16 protein-coding genes are annotated in these 16918 nt (G+C 35.9%); 4 read left to right on the top strand and 12 right to left on the bottom strand.

All coding sequences use genetic code 11. The features are described from left to right. Positions 1 to 11 precede the first annotated feature (11 nt). Positions 12 to 365 (top strand): holo-ACP synthase, encoded by a 354-nt coding sequence (gene acpS / locus HCD_RS01485; RefSeq protein WP_041594810.1) that lies wholly within the window; start codon positions 12 to 14, stop codon positions 363 to 365. On the opposite strand, the gene HCD_RS01480 is transcribed toward acpS, so the two are convergent. Further along, complete coding sequence (locus HCD_RS01480; protein ID WP_014658856.1) at positions 362 to 1780, bottom strand: outer membrane beta-barrel protein; 1419 nt, start codon at positions 1778 to 1780, stop codon at positions 362 to 364. The two genes, acpS and HCD_RS01480, sit on opposite strands and share 4 nt — an antisense overlap. Before the next feature lie 229 nt (positions 1781 to 2009). Between HCD_RS01480 and HCD_RS01475 the strand changes: the two genes are divergently transcribed. Further along, positions 2010 to 4382 carry a TonB-dependent receptor family protein gene (locus HCD_RS01475; protein ID WP_014658855.1) on the top strand — a complete coding sequence of 791 codons (2373 nt, stop codon included), beginning with the start codon at positions 2010 to 2012 and terminating at the stop codon, positions 4380 to 4382. A 632-nt stretch (positions 4383 to 5014) separates the two neighbouring features. Here the strand turns inward: HCD_RS01475 and accA are convergent. The 6 genes from accA to HCD_RS01440 form a co-directional block, all read right to left on the bottom strand. Beyond that, positions 5015 to 5944: an acetyl-CoA carboxylase carboxyl transferase subunit alpha gene (gene accA, locus HCD_RS01465; RefSeq protein ID WP_014658853.1), complete on the bottom strand. Its 930-nt coding sequence runs from the start codon at positions 5942 to 5944 to the stop codon at positions 5015 to 5017. A 30-nt stretch (positions 5945 to 5974) separates the two neighbouring features. Then, positions 5975 to 7213, bottom strand: coding sequence for a beta-ketoacyl-ACP synthase II (locus HCD_RS01460; protein ID WP_014658852.1), 1239 nt, complete (start codon positions 7211 to 7213; stop codon positions 5975 to 5977). Positions 7214 to 7299: 86 nt separating this feature from the next. Beyond that, on the bottom strand, positions 7300 to 7536 hold the full coding sequence (gene acpP, locus HCD_RS01455; protein WP_014658851.1) for an acyl carrier protein: 237 nt from the start codon (positions 7534 to 7536) through the stop codon (positions 7300 to 7302). A gap of 263 nt (positions 7537 to 7799) precedes the next feature. Further along, complete coding sequence (gene fabG / locus HCD_RS01450; RefSeq protein WP_014658850.1) at positions 7800 to 8543, bottom strand: 3-oxoacyl-ACP reductase FabG; 744 nt, start codon at positions 8541 to 8543, stop codon at positions 7800 to 7802. A gap of 55 nt (positions 8544 to 8598) precedes the next feature. Next, positions 8599 to 8811 (bottom strand): 30S ribosomal protein S21, encoded by a 213-nt coding sequence (gene rpsU, locus HCD_RS01445; protein ID WP_014658849.1) that lies wholly within the window; start codon positions 8809 to 8811, stop codon positions 8599 to 8601. Between the two features lie 101 nt (positions 8812 to 8912). Further along, positions 8913 to 10163, bottom strand: a complete 1251-nt coding sequence (locus HCD_RS01440) for a hypothetical protein (RefSeq protein WP_014658848.1) — start codon at positions 10161 to 10163, stop codon at positions 8913 to 8915. Between the two features lie 189 nt (positions 10164 to 10352). Between HCD_RS01440 and HCD_RS01435 the strand changes: the two genes are divergently transcribed. After that, positions 10353 to 10556 carry a ribbon-helix-helix domain-containing protein gene (locus HCD_RS01435; protein ID WP_014658847.1) on the top strand — a complete coding sequence of 68 codons (204 nt, stop codon included), beginning with the start codon at positions 10353 to 10355 and terminating at the stop codon, positions 10554 to 10556. A gap of 46 nt (positions 10557 to 10602) precedes the next feature. Here the strand turns inward: HCD_RS01435 and HCD_RS01430 are convergent, their stop codons facing one another. Together HCD_RS01430 and dapF are read right to left on the bottom strand one after the other, a co-directional pair. Next, positions 10603 to 11253 carry a YkgB family protein gene (locus tag HCD_RS01430; protein WP_014658846.1) on the bottom strand — a complete coding sequence of 217 codons (651 nt, stop codon included), beginning with the start codon at positions 11251 to 11253 and terminating at the stop codon, positions 10603 to 10605. A 99-nt stretch (positions 11254 to 11352) separates the two neighbouring features. Then, positions 11353 to 12159 carry a diaminopimelate epimerase gene (gene dapF / locus HCD_RS01425; protein WP_014658845.1) on the bottom strand — a complete coding sequence of 269 codons (807 nt, stop codon included), beginning with the start codon at positions 12157 to 12159 and terminating at the stop codon, positions 11353 to 11355. Between the two features lie 115 nt (positions 12160 to 12274). Between dapF and HCD_RS01420 the strand changes: the two genes are divergently transcribed. Next, positions 12275 to 13309, top strand: coding sequence for an AI-2E family transporter (locus tag HCD_RS01420; RefSeq protein ID WP_014658844.1), 1035 nt, complete (start codon positions 12275 to 12277; stop codon positions 13307 to 13309). A gap of 3 nt (positions 13310 to 13312) precedes the next feature. On the opposite strand, the gene HCD_RS01415 is transcribed toward HCD_RS01420, so the two are convergent. The 3 genes from HCD_RS01415 to HCD_RS01405 all read right to left on the bottom strand — a co-directional run bounded on the left by HCD_RS01415 (position 13313) and on the right by HCD_RS01405 (position 16877). After that, positions 13313 to 14191 carry a radical SAM/SPASM domain-containing protein gene (locus tag HCD_RS01415; RefSeq protein WP_144005833.1) on the bottom strand — a complete coding sequence of 293 codons (879 nt, stop codon included), beginning with the start codon at positions 14189 to 14191 and terminating at the stop codon, positions 13313 to 13315. A 93-nt stretch (positions 14192 to 14284) separates the two neighbouring features. Then, the gene (ychF, locus tag HCD_RS01410) at positions 14285 to 15385 is read right to left on the bottom strand and encodes a redox-regulated ATPase YchF (protein ID WP_014658842.1); all 1101 of its coding nucleotides are present in this window, start codon (positions 15383 to 15385) and stop codon (positions 14285 to 14287) included. 1 nt (position 15386) lies between these two features. Further along, entirely contained in the window at positions 15387 to 16877 is a 1491-nt protein-coding gene (locus tag HCD_RS01405; RefSeq protein ID WP_014658841.1) for a leucyl aminopeptidase, read from the bottom strand. Between the last annotated feature and the right edge of the window lie 41 nt (positions 16878 to 16918).

The raw sequence follows: 16918 nt of genomic DNA, 5'->3' as shown, positions 1-16918 counted from the left end.
TTACTCTTATAATGATTGGTGTGGATATTGTTTCTATCGCTCGGATAGAGAAGAGTTTAAAACGCTTTAATACGAAGTTTTTGGAGCGTTTTTTATCAGAAAATGAGATTGCCCTATGTATTAATAAGCCTAGCACTATTGCTGGATTTTTTGCTCTCAAAGAAGCTTGTTCTAAATCCCTTAAAGTAGGCATTGGTAAGGAATTGAACTTCTTAGATATTTATATCTCTAAAAGCCCTAAAAACGCCCCTCTAGTAACTCTCTCTAAAGAAAAAATGGACTATTTTAAAATCCAAAGTTTAAGTGCAAGCATAAGCCATGACAATGGCTTTGCGATAGCGGTTGTTATTGCTTTGTATGATTAGAATTTATGGATAAAGCGCACGCTAAAAACGATATGGCGTTGGTATTTTAGTGTAGCATTTTCTAAAGCGGTTGTATAAAGGCGTTTTGAATGCTTCAAAAAAGGAAATTTCACATCAAGTTCAATAGCGTTTTGATTGAAAGCAAATCTTAATCCTGTATTAGCAAAGGCATTGAAATAGGTTGCGGAAGTATCGGCATTCATAAAAGTTCTTAATAATGCGTTATATGATGCAAAATTGAGCAGATACGAATTTCCTGCTACTCCACCCCCCCCATAAATATCCATACCAAAAGTAGACTTTTTCTTAAATTTTTTCTTTGTGCTAAACATATGCCATACTAACTCACTGCCTATTCCGTAGCCTAAAAAAACCATGCGGTTTTGTTCTTTATTGAAAGGAATGAGTGAATAATTAAAGTCTAAAAATATATAATAATCCCATGAAAAAATCCGCTTGTTTTTAAAGGCAATATTAAAAAGCCAAAAAGGATGCATAATACCTAATTTAAAGCTTGCACCATTACCTATAACAGAGAGATTTTGGGTTTTTTGTATGGGTTTTTCAAACATGATGGGGGAAAAACTCAAAGGCTTTACGCCATTAGGGTCTTTTTGAGCTTCTTTTAGAGCGTTGGTTTCTGTTAATAAAACTTGGGTTACTTGTTTAGCAACTTCGCTTTGCTTGATTAAATTTTGAGAAAGCAAGTTAATTTGCTCTGAAGAATAGTTTTTTGTTTGAGGTGGAGTGGCGGTGCCTAAAAACGAACTATGACTTATAAGGTTATGCAAGCCATTAGAAAGGGCATTTAGTTTATTTATAATTGTGTTAAGATTGTTATTAACTAGATTTAAATCTGTATGGCTTTTACTCAAAAGGGAGCTGTTTTTCTTAGCTAAAAAAATCGCTCCAAAAAGATTGCTATTGACTGTTTGTAAGGCTTCTAGAAAGAGTTTAGGGGGATTACAAACACTCTCTTCTGCACTTGCATAGTTGTTAGGTTGTCTTTTGTTTTTACCACCGCATGAGGATCGAGAATTATGTAAAAGCTGACTCATCTTAGCGTAATCAGGTTTTAACATAGCATTAAGATAAGCTGGTTGGACACTCATGGGTAAAAGCTGGCCATTAACTCTGTTGCATATAGCTTGGCGTTGTTGACACATTGAAGCAATACTAGTAGCCTTAAGTCCGCCTATAGATTGACGCAAAATGTGTTTTTGAGCATCAGGTAAGTTAGGGTCAAAGGGAGGGATATTCAAAATGGAGAGTTCTTTAGAAGGGTGAATATCTCTAATGACACTTACTTTAGAATGTGAAAATTGATAGCCGACACCGATAAAAAATTCGCTTGTGATAGCTTGGCACAATAAGGGTGTTGATAAGAATAGAAGATATTTATGCAATTTTAACATTTTAGTTCCTTAAAATATATTAAAATAAATTTTATTATTGTTTTAAAAAATATTCTACTTGGTCTTTGTCTTGGTCTTGGTTATATAACAAATTATCAATGAATTATGTCGCTTATTATATCGCTTAATTTGGGTATATGCAAAATTAAGTTTTCAAATTTAAGCTAATTGTAATAATTGTTTTTATAATATGTAACAACTTAAACTCAGTTGACGAAAGGTTATCACAATGAATAATTATCTGAAGGTAAAAGCCCCTTCCTTTTTGGCATTGGGTGCGCTTACCTTTTTTTCTTTTGGCTCTTTTGTTGATGCAAAATATAAGCATCACACTTTACAAAAAGTTACGACAACTGAGCAAAAATTTAGCTCAACCGCTCCACTTTCTTGGCAAAGTGAAGAAGTGCGTGATTCCACAAACTCTCGCACCGTGATTTCAAACAAACAACTTAAAAAAACCGGTAATTTGAATATTGAGAGTGCTTTACAGAATGTTCCGGGACTTCAAATTAGAGATGCAACAGGCACTGGGGTGTTACCTAAAATCTCCGTGCGTGGTTTTGGTGGGGGCGGTAATGGGCATAGTAATACGGGCATGATTTTGGTTAATGGTATTCCTATTTATGGAGCTCCGTATTCTAATATTGAATTGGCTATTTTTCCTGTAACCTTTCAATCAGTGGATAGGATTGATGTGATTAAGGGTGGCACAAGCGTTCAATATGGGCCTAACACTTTTGGGGGTGTGGTGAATATCATCACTAAAGAAATTCCTAAAGAGTGGGAGAATCAGGCGGCTGAACGCATTACTTTTTGGGGGCGTTCATCTAATGGGAACTTTATTGACCCCAAAGAAAAGGGTAAGCCACTAGCTCAAACTCTAGGTAATCAAATGCTCTATAACACTTATGTGCGAACCGCTGGTATGTTGGGTAAGCATGTAGGAATTAGTGCACAAGCTAACTGGATTAATGGGCAAGGATTCAGACAAAATAGTCCTACGGGGGTGCAAAACTACATGTTTGATGCTGTGTATAAGATTAATGCCACAAACACTCTTAAGGCGTATTATCAATATTATAAATACTATTCTTATCATCCAGGAACCTTGAGTGCACAAGATTATGACTATAACCGCTTCACGAATAATCGCCCCTATAATCAAGATGGGGGACGAGCCAAACGCTTTGGAGCTGTGTATCAAAACTACTTTGGAGACCCAGATAATGGGGTGGGGGGCGATTTTAAATTCACTTATTTTACGCATGATATGAGTAGGGATTTTGGTTTCTCCAATCAATATAAAAGTGTGTATATGAGCAGCCAAAACAAGCTTCTACCCTTCAAGGGCAAGGGGAAAATCAGTGCAACTAACCCCAATTGCGGCTTGTATTCTTATAGCGACACAAGCAGTCCTTGTTGGGAATATTATGACAATATCCGCCGCTTTGTGGTGAATGCTTTTGAACCAAAGCTTAATTTGGTGGTTAATACAGGAAAGGTGAGACAAACTTTCAATATGGGTATGCGATTTCTCACTGAGGATTTATACCGCCGCTCCACTACAAGAAAAAAACCTAATGAGCCTAGCAATGGATTTGATAAAGGAAATTCGCTGAATAATTTCAATAATTATACTTCAGTCTATGTTAGCGATGAAATTAATATTAACAATGGCATGTTTACGATTACGCCGGGATTGAGATACACTTTCTTAAATTATGAAAAAAAAGATGTTCCGCCTTTTAAAGCAGGTCAAGTTCCAAAAACGATTAAAGAGCGTTACAATCAATGGAATCCTGCTGTGAATGTCGGCTATAAACCCATTAAGGAGCTGTTGCTCTATTTCAACTATCAAAGAAGTTATATTCCGCCACAATATAGCAATGTGGGTAATTTTGTCGGCACAAGCACAGATTATTTTCAAATCTTTAATGTCATGGAGGGTGGCGGACGCTACTATTTTAATGACAAAGTGAGTTTTAATGGGAATTACTTTGTCATTTTTGCTAACCACTACTTTACCGGACGCTATGGAGATAATAGAGAGCCAGTTAATGCTCGCTCACAAGGTGTGGAGTTGGAGCTATATTACACACCCATTAGGGGACTAAACCTTCATGCGGCTTACACTTTTATAGATGCTAATATCACAAGCCATACTATGGTAACTAATCCTGCTCAACCTAAGGGGGCTAAAAAGGATATTTTTGGTAAAAAACTTCCTTTTGTAAGTCCACACCAATTTGTCTTAGACGCCAGCTATACTTATGCTAAAACAACCATTGGGTTAAGTTCTTTCTTTTACAGCCGAGCTTATACTGATGTGTTAAATACCGTCCATTTTACTGAATATGCACCCACCATTAAAAATGGAGCTATTACGACTAGGACAGCTGGTATGATGCCATGGTATTGGGTGTGGAATTTACAAATTTCTAGCACTCTGTGGGAACACAAACGCCAAAGCATTAGTGCAAGCTTGCAAATCAATAATATTTTTAACATGAAATATTGGTTTGGTGGGGTAGGCACTAGTCCTAATGGTAAAGAAGCTGCTCCTCCTAGAAGTATTACAGCGTATGTGAATTATAATTTTTAAAGGATTTTATTTTGTTGGATATGGGGGGGGAATATTATTTTTATGCTTAAACTGAGATAAACTCATTGGCAGCTCATAATCAACTCCCATTTTTCTTTCAAAGCTTTTTTACGCCCATTTATTTTCGTGGTTTTCAAAATTTAGGGGAGCTAAAAATCAGGCATTTTTTTCAAGAATTTTTTCCTAAAGAAAGGCTTGTTTTAGTGTCAATTTCTAAAATAGTCTCATCATTTTTGAATCATTCTCTTTTAAGCATAGCTTAATCTTAGAACTCTAGAAATAACTTTGTCTTTGTAGGTAAAATCAATAGGTCAATGGGGTAACGGCTTATTTATATTTGAGCGGAGTGTCTATGAAAGAACTTGGCGTAGTTTCCATGAAATCTCTGAGTAAATATTGCTTCTAAGATTTCAAAACATCTTAATTTTATTTTGGTTTTGAGTTAGGTCTTAGAATTGGTTAGTCCTTATCGTAGTATCAAAATACCATCTAAATCTTATACAGAATATTAAAAAAACCTAAGAAACGAAATTTTATCCAACCGAATGGTTTCACAAGTCTTTAACTTTTGAAAACAAGAGATAGAATCAATATGAAGCGTTTCTAAACATCTACGCTTTTCTAATGTATTTTTATTCTGTAAACGAACCAAAAGACATTAGCTTTTGATAGCGTTTTTCAAGGAATTGAGAGTCTTGCTGAATGGTTTGTAAGCTATCCAAAAAATACTCCTTAATGGTATTAGCGGCTAAAAGCTTGTCTCTATGGGCTCCCTTGCTAGGTTCTAGGATAATATCATCAATAAGTCCTGCTTCTTTCAGGTCTGTTGGTGTGATTTTCATGGCTTTTATAGCCACTTCAGTTTTGCTAGGGTCGTTCCAAAGAATTGCCGCACAGCCTTCTGGCGATATAACGCTAAAAATTGAATACTGCATCATGGCTAATCTATCAGCTACCGCAATCGCTAATGCTCCCCCGCTACCCCCCTCGCCAATAATGACAGAAATAGTAGGGACTTTTAAAGAAGCAAATTCTTGTAAGTTTTTAGCAATTGCTTCGCTTTGTCCCCTCTCTTCTGCACCGATTCCGGGGTATGCTCCAGCGGTATCTACAAGCATTAGGATAGGTAAGTTAAACTTTTCAGCAAATTTTGCCATTTTCAAAGCCTTACGATAACCTTCGGGATTTGGCATGCCAAAATTTCTTAAAAGCTTATTTTTAGTTCCTCGCCCCTTTTCTTCGCCAATAACTACAGCTGGAATATTACCAATCTTACCTATGAAACATACAATAGACTTATCATCAGTAAAATGCCTATCACCAAAGACTTCATACTTATCTTTTAGGATTAAATCAATGTAATCCATAGCGTAAGGTCTGTCAGGGTGTCTTGCTAGTTGGAGTTTTTGAAAATCGCTTAGATTAGAATAAATGGATTTAACTTCTTTATCTAATCTTTTTTCTAAAATTTCTTTAGCATCCTCATCACCCCTAATGAGAGCTAATTCAATTTCATTTTGAATTTCCTTAATATGATTTTCAAAATCTAAGTATATCGCCATTTAAAATCCTAATTTATAGTATTTATAATACTAGGCTTTCTTAAAAATCACGACACCATTAGTGCCACCAAAACCAAATGAATTACTCATAACAGCATTCACTTGTTTTTCTCTAGCTACATTAGGAATATAATCTAAGTCGCACTCGGGGTCAGCTGTTTCTTGATTGATGGTTGGGGGTAAGATTCCTTTATTCATAGCCATAATGGAAATAACCGCTTCTAAAGCACCCGCTGCCCCCAAGCAATGTCCGATTTGCCCTTTGGTAGAGCTAACGGGTGGAACTTTTTCTTTAGAGCCAAACACATTGCGTAGGGCGATAGTTTCATATAAGTCATTGTAATGGGTGCTAGTCCCATGAGCATTAACATAACCCACTTCTACTTTAGCCATTTCTAAAGCCATTTTCATAGCTCTAAAAGCCCCTTCACCTTCAGGTGCTGGGGCTGTGATATGATTAGCATCACCACTTTCGCCATATCCGGCAAACTCGGCATAGATTTTAGCCCCTCTTTTTTTAGCACTCTCATATTCTTCAAGCACTAAAGCCCCTGAACCCTCTCCCATAACAAAGCCATTGCGGTCTTTATCAAAAGGTCTTGAAGCCTTTGTAGGCTCATCATTTCTTGTAGAAAGAGCTTTAATACTTGCAAAACCACCAATTCCTACGGGACAAATAGTAGATTCTGCACCTACAACCAGCATTCTATCAGCCCCACCAAGCAGAATGGTTTTGACTGCTTCAATAATGGCATGAGTGCCAGCCGCACAAGCAGTTACACTAGATAGATTAGGTCCTTTAATACCAAACTCAATAGAAGTAAAGCCCCCAATCATATTAACGAGAGCGGAAGTAATGAAAAATGGGTTCACCTTTCTAGGACCCTTTTCAAAGCAATAAATAGAGTTAGCTTCAATATTTCCTAATCCTCCGATTCCAGAACCAGAGCTTACACCCATGTGATTAGCTAGTTCTTCAGGACATTTGTTTTGAGCGTCTAAAATCCCGCTATCTTTCATGGCTTCTCTTGTAGCTTTTAAGGCCAATTGAATAAAACGACCTGCTTTCTTAACATCTTTAGGGTTCATCACCTCTGTAGGGTCAAAATCAGTGATTTCTCCAGCAATACGCACAGGAAAAGCACTAGCATCAAAGCTCTCTATCGTTTTAATGCCACATTCTCCCTTGGCTATCGCCAAAAACGAATCCTCTTTATTTAAACCTAGCGAATTGATCATTCCCATTCCAGTTACTACAATCCGACGCACAAATAGCTCCTCACTTTAAAACTTTATGATATAAAACTAGACTCTATTAGCTGAGCTTTGGAGATAAATCTCCAAAGCTAAAAACACTATGCTAGTTTATGGTCCTCAATATACTTCACTACATCGCCTACATTGACAATCTTTTCTGCTTGCTCATCAGGAATCTCAATGCCAAACTTCTCTTCTAATGCCATAATTAATTCTACAACATCTAAAGAATCTGCACCCAAATCCTTCACAAACTCTGCCTCTTCGGTAACTTGTGCTACATCCACATTCAACTGCTCAGTGATTACTGCTTGAATATCTTCAAATAAAGCCATTTAAAACTCCTTAATCTAAAAATAAAATACTAAACATGGTCTTGCTCGGACTAACCCTTAGCATGCCCTGTAATTATATGAAACACTTATTTGTGTTCCAAAACATCTAAAATCCTATACAACAAATAAATTACGATGAGAAGCAATATTGTATAAATAATCCCCATTTGATAATAACCTCTTTGTTTTAGAATAACTTCGTAATGGTAGCATGATTTTTGCTACCTACAAACTTTTATCGCTAAAAAACCCTTTATTTAGGACTACATGTAAAGTCCGCCATTGACTTTGAGAGTCTCCCCAGTGATATAACTAGAATGATTGCTCAAAAGAAACGCTACCGCTTCTGCCACTTCTTTAGCAGACCCTAGTCTATTTAAGGGAATATTTTTGATATAGTCCGCTTTAAGCTCATCTTTTAAAGTGGCGTTCATGTCGGTTTCTATAAAGCCGGGCGTTACACAGTTAAAACGGATATTCCTTAAAGCTCCCTCATAAGCAAAAGATTTACTCATCGCAATCATCCCACCCTTACTTGCTGAATAGTTTGTTTGCCCCATGTTGCCTCGCTCACCGATAATAGAAGCAATATTTACTACGCTTCCAAAACGATTTTTGCTCATAACTTTTAGGGCTTCTCTACAACCTATAAAAGCCGAAGTAAGATTATTATCTATTACATGATGAAAATCTTCTGTCTTCATCTTAATAGCTAACTTATCACGCACAATACCCGCATTGTTCACCAAGTAGGACAAAGCCCCATCGCTTTCAACAATGGTTTGTATTGCTTCAGTGAAATCGGTTTCAGAAGTCGCATCAAATTTGATTATAGCTGCTTTGTAACCTTGGGTTTCAAGCTCGTTTTTCAAAGCATCAGCAACCTCAACATTGCTACGATAATTTATCCATACTTTCAACCCCATAGAAGCAAGAGTTTTTGCAATTTCTGCCCCAATGCCTTTAGAAGCTCCAGTAATTAGAACATTTTTCCCTGTGAATTGCATTATCTAATAATCCTTAATTTTTAAATCCCTAACCTTTGGTTTGAAGCAAAAGTTATTATAGTCTTGACTCATAGCGCCTTAGCATGTAAAGACGCTTTAAGATTTTCTTTTTCGCACTGATTTTTTGCTTTTTGCGTTTTTCGGTCTTAGATTCAAAGAACCTTCTTGCACGACACTCTGTTACTACTAAATTACGGTCGGTTTGTTTTTTGAATCTTCTATAAGCCTCATCAAACGCATCGCTCTCTCTAACCTTAATCCCTGGCATACCTATCATCACCTCTTTTCTGTAGCTTAAAATCATCGTTTTACAATGGCTACAAATGAAGCAATATTATATAAGACGAATTAACTTGTTGTCAAGAATTTTTATTTTTTTCTAGCGATTTTATTGATAAGGTTATAAGGGTCAAAAGAAACCGTCATATACACTTGATAAGATTGCATCCAAGGTGAATTATTTTTAAAGCTCTCATGCATAGAGTTAAGCACAAAATTAATCCTAACTGATGCGAAGTCGTTTTTCCAGTTGTAATACAAGTCAAAACGATTATACATGTTGGCTTGAAAGAATGGCACGCCACGATAAATAGGTGTAGGGCAATAAGAAGCTGTGCAATACATTCCAATGTATTGATAGCGATTATAAAAGGGCATTTCTCCAGTTTTTGCAAAATAAAATAAATTGTGTATACCAAAGCCTTTATATTGGAGTTCTATGTCAAGTTGCCCTCCTATGCTGTTAATGAATGGCACATCTTTTTCTCTATTTCTTAATCTACTTGCTTCAGAGACCATACCGAATTTAGCGTTAAGCTTTTCCATAAAGGGGGCAAGGTCTAAGAGACTTGTTCCTATATAGGTGTTATAATAAAGGCGGTCTAGGAGATAAATAGCACTATTATCAATAGCTCTTTTCTCATTAAAATGCATGCCATCAGCACCATTTAAAAGGTATTTGTCTTCGTTATGAAACAGGACAAAATTCCCTCCTACGCCTAATAAACCCTTAAAAAAATGATAGGAAGTAGAGCCACTCATTTGAAATCTGTCCATAGCGTTTCCATAGGGGTTTTTGCCAAATTTGCAAGTGTTATAACAATTGCCCCCAAACCAATCTAGCATAAATTCTGCATGCCCATAATAGGTTTTTAAGGGTGAATATCTGTTTTGGTATTGAAATAAAAACCCTCTAGCATTTGGGTCCCTAAACCAATAATAGGGTGAAAAGATATTTAAACCATATTTCCCTAAAAGATTTTTTCTAGGAAAAATCCCCCCATAAAAAGTAAAATGCTCTCCCTTAGCCTTGTAATACATTGTAGGTCCCCAAGCATAAGGAAATTTTGTGCTGTAGTTATGGAAATTTTGAAAAAAATATGCCCCTACAATAAGGCTTTGCTCTACATGTTTTGCATTGAATTGTATTCCAAACTCTGGAGTCAAACGGCTTTTAAGATTTGTATTAGTATTAACCCAATAAGGCGTCATGCCTTCATGGTCCATAATAAACATGTTAAAACCCAAATTGTATTTGAAAATATTCCAATCAAAAGCATACATATTGATTGCTAAGAGACAAGCCAAAGAAGAATGTTTGAAAAAGGTGTTTATTGCCACTTGTGTTACCACCATACTATAAGTTACTAAAATAAAAAGTTTATTTTGTAGTGAGTGAGAGTATTTTACCACATCTTAGGTTGCTGTGTCATAAAAAAATATTTTACTTGATGTTTAATGTAAAATAGTGTTTATTTCATGTTAGAATAGTTGCTACAATATTAATTTTTTAAATAAAAGGAGATTTTAATGGATTTGACAAACAGGAATGTAAAACCGGGTCGTAAGCGTGTTTCCGTAGATGAATTGAAAAGAAACTTTTCAGTTACTTTTTACTTGTCTAAAGAAGAGCATGATATTTTAAAGAACTTGGCTGCTGAAGAAGTGGAAAGTGTTAATTCATTTGTGAAGCGTCATATTCTAAAGACTATCATTTATAAGAAAGGCAATTAATTTTTTCAATTCTTTTTGGTAGGCTCTAAGCCTATTAAGGCTTTTGTTAGGAGCAGCACCCGCTAGAGCAATTTTTAGCTTTAATCCCTACAGATGAGCGATTCATTAAACAAAATCCTTTTCCTTCTAAGTAGCGTTTAGCATCAGAACCAGCAATAAGAAGCCCACCTGCAAACAAAGCCAAATCTTTAATGACTAACCTTCCAGCCCCAGATAACCATGGAAAATGTTGATTGACAAACACTTCTGGCGTTGTGAATAAAAAGGATAGGGTGGTGATAGTCATTCCCGCTACAAGTAAGCCCCCAACCACTCCAAGTAGTGGCATCCAAAGTCCTAATAGCACTAAAATACCTAAGGTCATAATCGTAATTCCTAACGCTTCAGACACTAAGTAAGTGCGATTTTCTTTATGCCATTCTTTGTTTTCAATAATCTTGGGGTCATCTTGCATTTCTTCGTTCATAGATTGTGCTTCAGACATTTTATGTTGTTTGTATTCAGGTTTTTCAAATTTATACATGAAAGAAAAGAAAGGCGAGTTCGCTACAAAAGGGGCGATTCCTTCGGCTTCATACGCTACGAATTTAAGTCCCCCAATCCAAACGAAAATAATAAAGATAGCTATATGCATCAGATAGCTACCCACATTCTGAAGTTTCACAATGACTTCAAGTAATGATTTTAATGCTTGCATGATTTTATTCCTTTAGGATATTTTTTGTGTTGCTAAAAAATAGCTTTTTAAATGATAGCATATCCCATGTCAAATTAAAATAAAATCATTTTGATAGAATTATGAGAAATTAGGCTCAAAAATACCCATTCCAATGTAGTGCACCCCCCCCTTATAAAAGATTTCATTATTTTTGAGAGAAAGCTCTAAATATTCGTTGCTTTTAGGAATGAGGGTGGCTTTTGTGAGTGTGTTATAAAATGTGTGCGCTGCAATAAAAGTCGCCGCCATACCTGTTCCACAAGCTAGAGTAAAATCTTCAACCCCCCTTTCATAAGTTTGTAAAAAAATATTTTTTTCATCTTGTATGTAAGCGATATTGACATTAGCGTTAAATTTAAAACGCAAAGCTCTTAGCTCTAACGGATTTAAAGAAGATAGGAGTTGTTTGCTTTTGACAAACCCTACTAAATGTGGCACACCGGTATCTATGAGATAGAAAGTAAGAATATCTTCTAAAATAGCGGAGTTTGAAAAAGATTTTTCACATTTTAGGGCGGATATTTTTTCTAAAATTTGATAGTTGCCTAAATTGCTCTCTACAATATTTGGCTCTTCTATGTGGATAGAAATTTCTCTCTTGTTAGCTAAAAAAGTGTGGTGTTTGGGGGCTATTTTGTGCTTGTAGGCATGCAATCCGACACAACGGCTCGCATTCCCACACATAAGAGCTTTAGAGCCATCTGAATTATAAAAATCCCAAGCGTATTCATAATGATTATGGGGCAATATAACCACAAGCCCATCAGCTCCAAAGCCTTCATGTCTATGACACACCAGCTTGGCTAAATGTGAAAAATCTTGCTTTTTTAAACTTTGTGTGATTAAAAAATCATTCCCACTCCCAGAGTATTTGTAAAATACCATAAATACCAACCTTTTTTATTAATTATAGGCTAAAAGAAATTTTTTATCCTTAAAAATAGTGTTTTTTAGCTAACATTTTATGGTTTTAGTTTAGTGTCAATAAGGGTAGGTTTGAATGAAAGCTCAGTATTTTTTTTGGCTTCTTTTTGGAATTGGTTTTTATTGGATGCTCTATCTGTATCAAGATTTTTTGATGGATGCACTGATTGCTGGGCTTTTATGTGTGGGGCTTTTTCAAGTAAAACTTTTTCTCAATGAGCGGTTTTCTAATGTTTTGAGTTCGTTTTTATGTGTTTTGGCTTTAGCGAGCGTTCTGATTGTGCCATTATACTTTATCGCTTACAAGGGGTCTAACATTATCTTTGAAATCAACTTTGAAAAACTTTCCGCTTTAATAGGGTGGCTTAAAAAGACAATAACAGAAAATTTATCTCATTTTCCTACCATAAGCGATGGGGTTAGCAAGCTTTTAGAAAATTTTAGTGCAACTTCTATTACCGGTTATTTACTAAAAATAAGCAGCTACATTGGCAAATACAGCTTGAAATTAATTACAGATACGGTGTTTGTATTAGGATTATTATTTTTCTTTTTTTATTATAGCGAGCGGTTCTATCATTATCTGTTGGGAGTTTTGCCTTTTGAAATCAAGCAAAGTAAGGGGATTTTTGAAGAAGTAGCGGGGATTTTACGCATTGTGTTACTCACTTCTATGATTACAATTATTTTAGAAGGTTTGGCATTTGGCGTGATGATTGTATGGTTTGGGCATGATGGATTGTTTTTAGGAATTTTATATGGGTTGGCTAGTTTGGTGCCTATTGTAGGGGGGGCTTTGATTTGGGTTCCTGTAGTGGTTTATGAACTCCATTATGGCCATGTGAATGGGGCTATTTTTATCGCTCTATACTCTATTTTACTGATTGGTGTGCTGATTGATAGCGTTATCAAACCGATTTTGATTGTTTTTATCAAACAAAGAATGTTTAAAACAACCCTTAAAATCAATGAAATGTTAATATTCTTTTCTATGATTGCAGGCATTTCGCAATTTGGTTTTTGGGGGATTGCAGTAGGTCCTACGATTACAGCGTTTTTCATTGCCTTACTACGCCTATATGAAAATTATTTTTCTAAAAACAGAGTCTGAGTGTTAGGAATGATTTTTATGGCGAGTTATAGGGTAGGTGCAATTTTTACACAATAATTCTAATGCTTCACCCCTTAAAAAGTGGGTTTTGATTGCTACAGCTTTTTGGCTATTTAAAACATCTTTTAAAGACATATCGTTTAAATTACCAAGATTGATACTAGCTTGTGTATCCATACAACACGGCACTACAACGCCATTAGAAAGAATAGCAATTTGTTTGAGTAATCCGTAGCAGTAAGGGATTTTTGGTTGCTTATAAACAGGGTTTTTTGTGTTCAAACTAGGCCATTTGAAAGTTTTTTGAATGTTTAGAAAACTTTTTTTAAACAGACGCACACGGCTTTGTGTTTTTAAAGTTTCTAAAGAAGTAGGCTCAAACGCTTCTAAAAAAGGTTTGATGAAATTTTGGTGTTCTTTTAAGGTGCTGTCTTGAATGCGTAAATTGAGAAACACTTCACTATTTTTTTCAAATTTGTAATGGCAAAAATCTAAGATTTGTTTGATGTAGCGGTTTTTATCTAGTTTGTTATTTGTATTTAGTCCTGCATCTAAAGAGAGTGAGACTTGCCAAAGCACATCTTGTAGCAACAAAGAAAAGTCATGCAAATACACCCCGCTTGTAACCAAATCCACTTTTAAATTAAAGCGTTGAGCAGTGTTTAGATAGAGATTTAAGTCTTTGAGCTTACAGGGGTCGCCTAGGACATGCAAGGTGATGATGTGAGTTAGGGGGGCAACTTCTTTACAAACTTTTTCAAAAAGCCTTAAATCCATTACTCCCCTTTCATTCTTGGGGTTAGGGCAGAAGCTACACTTCAACCCACAAATATCGCTCAGCTCAACATAGATTTTTTTAAAAAGTTTCTTATCGCTCATCAATTATCTTAGAGAGAAAAGCTAGCGATTTCATAAGGAACACTTCGTAACTCCTTGTGAAATAGTGCCTAACCTATGCTTTAAAATAAATTAGCATTAAACATTAAAGCGGAAGTGTAAGATATCGCCATCTTGAACAATATAGTCCTTGCCTTCAATACGCAACGCCCCTTTTTCTTTTGCTCCCATCTCGCCCTTATAGGTTATAAAATCATCATAACTGATTGTTTCAGCTCTAATAAAGCCCTTTTCAAAATCTTTATGAATAACCCCAGCAGCCACAGGGGCACTAGAACCTTTTTTAATAGTCCATGAACGCACTTCTTTAACACCAGCGGTAAAATAACTAATCAGACCTAATTCTTTAAAGCTCAAACGAATGGTCTTTTCTAGTCCGCTTTCTTCTACGCCTAAGCTTTGCAAAAATTCTTTGACTTCATTTTCATCCATAGAAACCATTTCCTCTTCTAGCTTGGCACATAATGCAACAAACTCACAATTTTGAGCCTTTGCATGATTTTCTACTTTTTTTGCATGCTCATTGAGAGTGCTTAAATCTTCTTCGCCCACATTAGCCACATAAATCATTTTTTTGTGCGACAAAAAACGCAATTCTTTATCTAGTTCTAAAAAAGCATCGCTTGTATTTAGGGCGAAAGTTTTAGCGGGTTTTAATTCTTCTAAGTGCGTTTTTAAACTCAAGGCACATTCTAAAAGGCTCTTAGCATCTTTAGAACTTTTTAGGGCTTTTTGTAGGCGTTCGATTCTTTTGTCTAAAGTGGCAATATCTGCTAAAATCAATTCCAATTCAATGGTCTCTATATCATTCAGGGGGTCAATTTTGTCATTCACATGTGTGATGTTGCCATCTTCAAAACAACGCACCACTTGCAAAATCACTTCGCATTCCTTGATGTTAGCTAAAAACTGATTGCCTAAGCCTTCGCCTTTACTAGCTCCTTTAATCAGTCCTGCAATATCTACAAATTCTACTACAGAATATAAAATGCGTTCAGGTTTTACAATTTTGGCTAACTCATCAAGCCGTTTATCAGGCACATTTACAATGGCTTTATTTGGCTCAATGGTGCAAAAGGGGTAGTTTGCACTCTGAGCGTTTTGAGTTTTAGTGAGTGCGTTAAAGGTGCTGGATTTACCCACATTAGGTAAACCCACAATGCCTACAGATAAGCCCATTTTAAGCCTTTTTCAAAAACTCTTCTACAAAGGCTGTGCATGCTCTAATACCCGCCCCACTAGCTCCAAAACTATTCACATCCCATTCTTTCTCTACATAAGCAGGACCTGCAATATCAATGTGTAGCCATTTGTCCTTAAATTCATCTCTGATAAATTCACTTAGAAACAAGCCCGCTGTAATCGCGCCACCATAGCGTGAAGTAGAAATATTGCACACATCAGCAATCTTAGACTCAATCAATTTCTTTAAATGGCGGTTAAAGGGGAGTTTAGCTAGTAACTCGCCTGATTCTAGACCTGAAGTTTCAAAGAGATTTTTCAACTCTTCATTATGTCCCATAATCGCTGAAGTAAATTCACCTAAGCCTACAACGCATGCCCCAGTGAGCGTAGCAAAATCCACTAATACATCAGGGTTTAAGTCCTGGGCGTAACTCAAGCAATCTGCTAAAACCAAACGCCCTTCAGCATCGGTATTACGCACTTCTATACTCTTACCTTCTTTAGAGATTAAAATATCATCAGGCTTATAGGCATCTTTACCTATCATATTTTCTGTAGCTCCAATAATGCCATGCACTTCAGCTTCTACTTCTAATTTAGCAAGCGCGTTTAAAAGACCAATAACTGCACAGCCACCGCCCTTATCAGCTTTCATAGTAACCATGTAATCGGCTGGTTTTAAGCTCAAACCCCCACAATCATAAGTCAAGCCCTTACCCACTAACACGATTTTTTTCTTAGCATTTTTAGGCTTATAGACTAGATGGATTAGGCGTGGGGGATTAGTAGAAAGAGATGCTTTATTAACGGCCAAAAAGGCATTCATCTTCTTTTCTTCTAAGAATTTTTCATCATAAGCATGAAATTCTAAAGCATTTTCTTTAGCCACTTTTTGCGCCACTTCAGCCATATAGATTGGGGTAGCAATCATAGGAGGAGTATTGATTAAATCTTTAGCGATAGTTAAGCTTTCTGTCATAATGTTAGCGTATTTTAGAGCTTCTTTAGCGTTTTTTTCTAAAGAGTTAGCACAGGTTTTTTCACAAGGTTTATGCAACTCTAAAGTAATGATTGCCTCTTTTAAAACACTCTCTTTTTTGTTAGATTTATAAGTATCATATTCATACATGCCTAATTTCAAGCCCAAAAAGAGTGCTTTCAAACTTTCTAAAAGCGCCTTATCTTTTGAATGAGTGTCGCAAGCATAGACACCTACCTTAACGCTTTTAAAAGAAAGTTTTTTAAGAGTGCGTATAGCCAAACAAGCACCTTCTCGTAGCAAATGCACATCATTCTCTTTAATACCTACATACAGAATTTTATTCTCTTGGTCTAAGAATGAGCCTTCGCCTTCGTATTTAAAGGTTTCTAGCAACTCTTTATTTTTTATCCAAGTGTGATTAAAATCCTTATTGATAACAAAAACCAAGCTGCTTTCAGCTTGTGTGTTTTCAAAGGCTGTGTTTTCTAATTTGATTTCTAACATGAGAATTCCTTTCTTAATTTTGGTTAAAACTTAATATAGTT

Source organism: Helicobacter cetorum MIT 99-5656 (assembly GCF_000259275.1).
GTDB lineage: Bacteria > Campylobacterota > Campylobacteria > Campylobacterales > Helicobacteraceae > Helicobacter > Helicobacter cetorum.
The sequence above is the reverse complement of the archived record's forward strand: the minus strand, read 5'-3'. Positions and strand labels throughout refer to the sequence as shown.